1 rRNA gene is annotated in these 2,788 nt (G+C 54.7%); it reads right to left on the reverse strand.

Features of this window, described 5'->3' with window-relative positions:
- Positions 1-2,663: ribosomal RNA gene (locus G5B00_RS17740) — 23S ribosomal RNA — on the reverse strand; the annotation flags it as partial.
- Positions 2,664-2,788: the final 125 nt, after the last annotated feature.

Consider the following 2,788-nt stretch of genomic DNA (forward strand, 5'->3'; position numbering starts at 1 on the left):
CTCAAACTTCCAACGCCCACAACAGATAGGGACCGAACTGTCTCGCGACGTTCTGAACCCAGCTCGCGTGCCACTTTAATGGGCGAACAGCCCAACCCTTGGGACCTTCTCCAGCCCCAGGATGTGACGAGCCGACATCGAGGTGCCAAACCTCCCCGTCGATATGAGCTCTTGGGGGAGATCAGCCTGTTATCCCCAGAGTACCTTTTATCCTTTGAGCGATGGCCCTTCCATACAGAACCACCGGATCACTATGTCCGTCTTTCGACCCTGATCGGCTTGTTGGCCTCACAGTCAAGCGGGCTTATGCCATTGCACTCCGCGTACGGTTACCAAGCGTACTGAGCCCACCTTTGAAAGCCTCCGTTACCTTTTTGGAGGCGACCACCCCAGTCAAACTACCCACCAAACAATGTCTCCCGGTTAACGGGATTAGAAACCGGATACAGAAAGGGCGGTATTTCAAGGGCGTATCCACGCGTCCTGGCGAACACGCTTCATATACTCCCGCCTATCCTACACATCCTGCACCCAGTCACAATGTTAAGCTATAGTGAAGGTTCATGGGGTCTTTCCGTCCCGTTGCGGGGAGCCGGCGTCTTCACCGGCACCACAATTTCACCGAGCCCATGGCTGAGACAGCGCCCAGATCGTTACACCATTCGTGCAGGTCGGAACTTACCCGACAAGGAATTTCGCTACCTTAGGACCGTTATAGTTACGGCCGCCGTTTACCGGGGCTTCGATTCAATGCTTCTCCGCCAGCTGGCGGATGACATCCCCTCTTAACCTTCCGGCACCGGGCAGGTGTCAGGCCTTATACTTCATCTTGCGATTTCGCAAAGCCATATGTTTTTGTTAAACAGTCGCCTGGGCCTTTTCACTGCGGCTTCTCCACCTTGGTGGAGGAAGCGCCCCTTCTCCCGAAGTTACAGGGCCATTTTGCCGAGTTCCTTAGCCATGGTTCACTCGAGCACCTGAGGATCCTCTCCTCGACCACCTGTGTCGGTTTGCGGTACGGGCCTTGTATACCTGGAGCTTAGCGGGTTTTCTCGGTAGTATGATTACCTGCGCTGTCCGCTCCCCCGGAGGGTCGCGGTACTGTCGGCTTTCGGCAGGATACGCGGATTTGCCTACGTGTCCTATACCTACGGCCTTCAACGCACTATTCCGTCAGTGCGCGGCAGTGCCACTCCTACGTCACCGCATCGCAGTATACAAGGGTACGGGAATGTTGACCCGTTGTCCATCGGCTTGCCCCTTTCGGGTGCGCCTTAGGCCCCGACTGACCCTGATCCGATTAGCGTTGATCAGGAAACCTTGGTCTTTCGGTGGGGGGGTATCACACCCCCCTTATCGTTACTCATGCCTACATTTGCTTTTCCATGCAGTCCAGGACAGGTCACCCCGTCCATTCCCCCCGCATGGAATGCTCCCCTACCAGATGTACAGTCGCCTGTACAAATCCACAGCTTCGGTACCGTCCTTGATGCCCGTTTATTATCCACGCCCGGCCGCTCGACTAGTGAGCTGTTACGCACTCTTTAAATGGATGGCTGCTTCCAAGCCAACATCCTAGCTGTCTGGGCAGCCGGACCTCGTTAGTCCAACTTAGAACGGATTTGGGGACCTTAGCCGGTGGTCTGGGTTCTTTCCCTCTCGGCACCGGACCTTAGCACCCGGTGCCTCACTGCAGCGCATATCTACCAGTATTCGGAGTTCGTCTGGATTTGGTAGGATTTGACTCCCCCGCACCCAATCGGTAGCTCTACCTCTGACAGACTAAACGCCACGCTGTTCCTAAAAACATTTCGGGGAGTACGAGCTATTTCCCAGTTTGATTGGCCTTTCACCCCTACCCTCAGGTCATCCGGAAACTTTTCAACGTTTATCGGTTCGGTCCTCCATTACGTGTTACCGCAACTTCAACCTGCCCAAGGGTAGATCACTAGGTTTCGCGTCTACCTCCACCGACTATGCGCCCTGTTAAGACTCGCTTTCGCTGCGGATACGCCCCTGAAGGGCTTAACCTTGCCGGTGAAGTGTAACTCGTAGGCTCATTATGCAAAAGGCACGCCGTCATCCCGACTTGTCGGGACTCCGACCGATTGTAGGCACACGGTTTCAGGTTCTTTTCACTCCCCTGTTCGGGGTCCTTTTCACCTTTCCCTCACGGTACTGGTACACTATCGGTCTCCCAGGAGTATTTAGCCTTGCCGGATGGTGCCGGCTGATTCAGGCAGGATTCCTCCGGTCCCGCCCTACTCAGGATACTGTTAGGCCACCTTTGCTTACGTCTACGGGACTATCACCCATACCGTGCAGCTTCCCATCTGCTTCCACTTTACGCCGGTGTAACCATAGCACAGTCCTACAACCCCGGTATTGCCGTAACAATACCGGTTTGGGCTGTTCCGCGTTCGCTCGCCACTACTTGCGGAATCACTCTTGTTTTCTCCTCCTACGCCTACTTAGATGTTTCAGTTCAGCGCGTTCGCTTACCGCCAAGCGGTATGGCATGCCTTCAGCATGCCGGGTTGCCCCATTCGGAAATCCACGGATCATTTCGCATTTGCCGATACCCGTGGCTTATCGCAGCTTATCACGTCCTTCATCGCCTCTGGGAGCCTAGGCATCCCCCGTGTGCCCTTATTTACTTTCTCCGCCGCATACGCCTTTTGCCCGTATGCGGCTGCCTGAGGCAGTCCCAAATACAATAAAGTATAGGAAATGCCCCTGCTGTCCTCTTCTCTTTTTCTTTTCTCTCTACCAATATGTCAAAGAACTT

Source organism: Parapedobacter sp. SGR-10, from assembly GCF_011030405.1.
Classification (GTDB): domain Bacteria; phylum Bacteroidota; class Bacteroidia; order Sphingobacteriales; family Sphingobacteriaceae; genus Sphingobacterium.